Below are 2085 nucleotides of genomic sequence, written 5' to 3'. Positions count from 1 at the left end.
CATGAAAATCGTTGATATTCTCAAGCAAGATAAGATGTCCCTGTCCTTCGAAGTGTTCCCTCCCAAGAAGGAAACCAGCTTCGAAAGCGTGAAGAGCGCAACCGAATCCATCGCAGCCCTTGGCCCCGCCTTTATGAGCGTGACCTACGGTGCAGGTGGCGGCGTCAGCCAGTATACCCTGGAAATCGCCAAGAACCTTAAGGCAAAGTTCGGCGTTCCCATGCTGGCCCATTTGACTTGCGTCTCCAGCAGCAAGGAAACCGTAAAGCAGCGTATCGACGACATGAAGGCAGCAGGCATCAAAAACGTGATGGCCCTCCGCGGCGACCTCACTCCGGAACTGATCGCCAACGGCCGCACCGACTGCGACTACCACCACGCCGTGGAACTGGTCCGCGAACTTAAGGAAAGCGATGGCGATTTCTGCATCGGTGCAGCCTGCTATCCCGAAAAGCACCCCGAAAGCGCCAACCAGCGTGAAGACATCCAGCACCTGAAAGAAAAGGTGGATGCAGGCGCCGACTTCCTCACTACCCAGATGGTGTTCGACAACAACCTGTTCTTCAGCTTCCTGTACAAGCTGCGTGAAGCGGGCGTCACCTGCCCGGTACTCCCCGGCATCATGCCCATCACCAACGCCAACCAGGTGGAACGCGCCATCAAGCTGTCCGGTTCCTTCATGCCCCAGCGTTTCAAGTCCCTGGTAGACAAGTTCGGAAGCGATCCCGAAGCCATGAAGCAGGCCGGCATCATCTACGCCAGCGACCAGATTATCGACCTCTACGCCAACGGCATCACCAACGTCCACGTCTATTCCATGAACAAGCCCGACGTTGCCGAAGGTATTTTGAGGAACGTTTCAGCCATCTTGGGCAAGAACTTTATTGCCTAAATTCGCCAAATTTCGCAAAAATCCCCCATATTCCAATTTGGGGGATTTTTTTTGTTTTTATCTAAAATTTTTGTGTTTTTTCCAAAAATCAAATTATATATATTGAACGTATAGCGCCATTGGCGCCCCATTTTTTAATTAAAGGATAGATTATGCTCTCTTTCGCTGAAGCTTATAAGATCGCTGCCGAAGTTCACAAAGGTCAACAGGACAAGGCTGGCGGCCCCTACATTGATTTTCTCCAGAATGTTGCTGATTATCTAAAGAATAAAGGCGAATCCGAAGAGGTCCAAACCCTTGCTATCCTTCAGGACTTGATTACCGGCGCCACTAAGAAGACTGCCGAAGATGTTATCGCTATGGGTGTCCCTGCCGATATGGTGGACCTGATTCAGAAGATGACCTACCACAAAAACCAGGGCTGGATCGACGAATACAGCTGCAAGCTTATGGCTCAGGGCGTCAGCGCCGAAGAAGCTACCTATGAATCCCGCGAAAAGGACTTCGTGAACTTCATGGCTACCCTTAAGGCCAATCCGATGGCAGCCAAGGCTAAGTCCGCGATCCTCAACGTTTTACTTGAAGACAAGTACATCCATAGGCAGGAACGTCGCGAACTTAAGACCCAGTTTAGACTTAAAAAGTACAAGGCTGCAATCGAAGTTCTTGGTGTATAACAAAAGGGGAAAGTCCAATGGACTTTCCCTTTTTAATTAAGTTCTGCCAGACAAGGCAAGCGCCGCGCGAGTCCGACCCCATACAGGCGGCGGGGCCTAACGCAAAAGCAGGACTGAACGGCTCTTGACGCAGGTGCGAGACTGCGCCTCTTTTACAGTGCCTTGATTTCTTCGGGCGTGAGGCCAGAAACAGAAGCAATTTCTTCCAAAGTAAGTTTCCCCTGGACACGCAAAGCCTTGACTAGTTCGCGCTTTTCTTCCTTGCGAGCTTCATCGCGTTCCTCTTCAAGCATTGCTTCAAAAGTCATGTAGTCGCTCCTTGTCTTGGGGTCCTTGTGATAGAAGTCCACCCTGTTCTTGATGGCCTTCGTTGCTGTCGATGTCGCCTCATCGGTGGCGAAATACTTCAGGTAGTCGCGAACGGCTTCGTCGGTTACCGATTCGTACTTGCTAAAATTACAAAAAATCTTGTAAGTGAGGTCGCCCAAGGTCAGGGAATGGTCGTTCTTTTCGCGG

At 50.8% G+C, this 2085-nt stretch carries 3 protein-coding genes; 2 read left to right on the top strand and 1 reads right to left on the bottom strand.

What is annotated here, in order from left to right; genetic code table 11:
- Both metF and MJZ26_14980 read left to right on the top strand, forming a co-directional pair.
- Nucleotides 1-892 (top strand): methylenetetrahydrofolate reductase [NAD(P)H] (metF, locus tag MJZ26_14985; GenBank protein ID MCQ2107081.1); only part of this gene is annotated, 892 nt, incomplete at its 5' end.
- Nucleotides 893-1044: 152 nt separating this feature from the next.
- Nucleotides 1045-1569: a hypothetical protein gene (locus tag MJZ26_14980; protein ID MCQ2107080.1), complete on the top strand. Its 525-nt coding sequence runs from the start codon at nt 1045-1047 to the stop codon at nt 1567-1569.
- 152 nt (nt 1570-1721) lie between these two features.
- On the opposite strand, the gene MJZ26_14975 is transcribed toward MJZ26_14980, so the two are convergent.
- A partial coding sequence (locus MJZ26_14975; GenBank protein ID MCQ2107079.1) for a hypothetical protein occupies nt 1722-2085 on the bottom strand: 364 nt, incomplete at its 5' end.

It is taken from the genome of Fibrobacter sp. (genome assembly GCA_024398965.1).
Taxonomy (GTDB): domain Bacteria; phylum Fibrobacterota; class Fibrobacteria; order Fibrobacterales; family Fibrobacteraceae; genus Fibrobacter.
The sequence above is the reverse complement of the archived record's forward strand: the minus strand, read 5'-3'. Positions and strand labels throughout refer to the sequence as shown.

Excerpts from the sequence above, each read along its gene's own strand:
- MJZ26_14980 (MCQ2107080.1), top strand. The coding sequence starts at position 1,045 with ATGCTCTCTTTCGCTGAAGCTTATAAGATCGCTGCCGAAGTTCACAAA.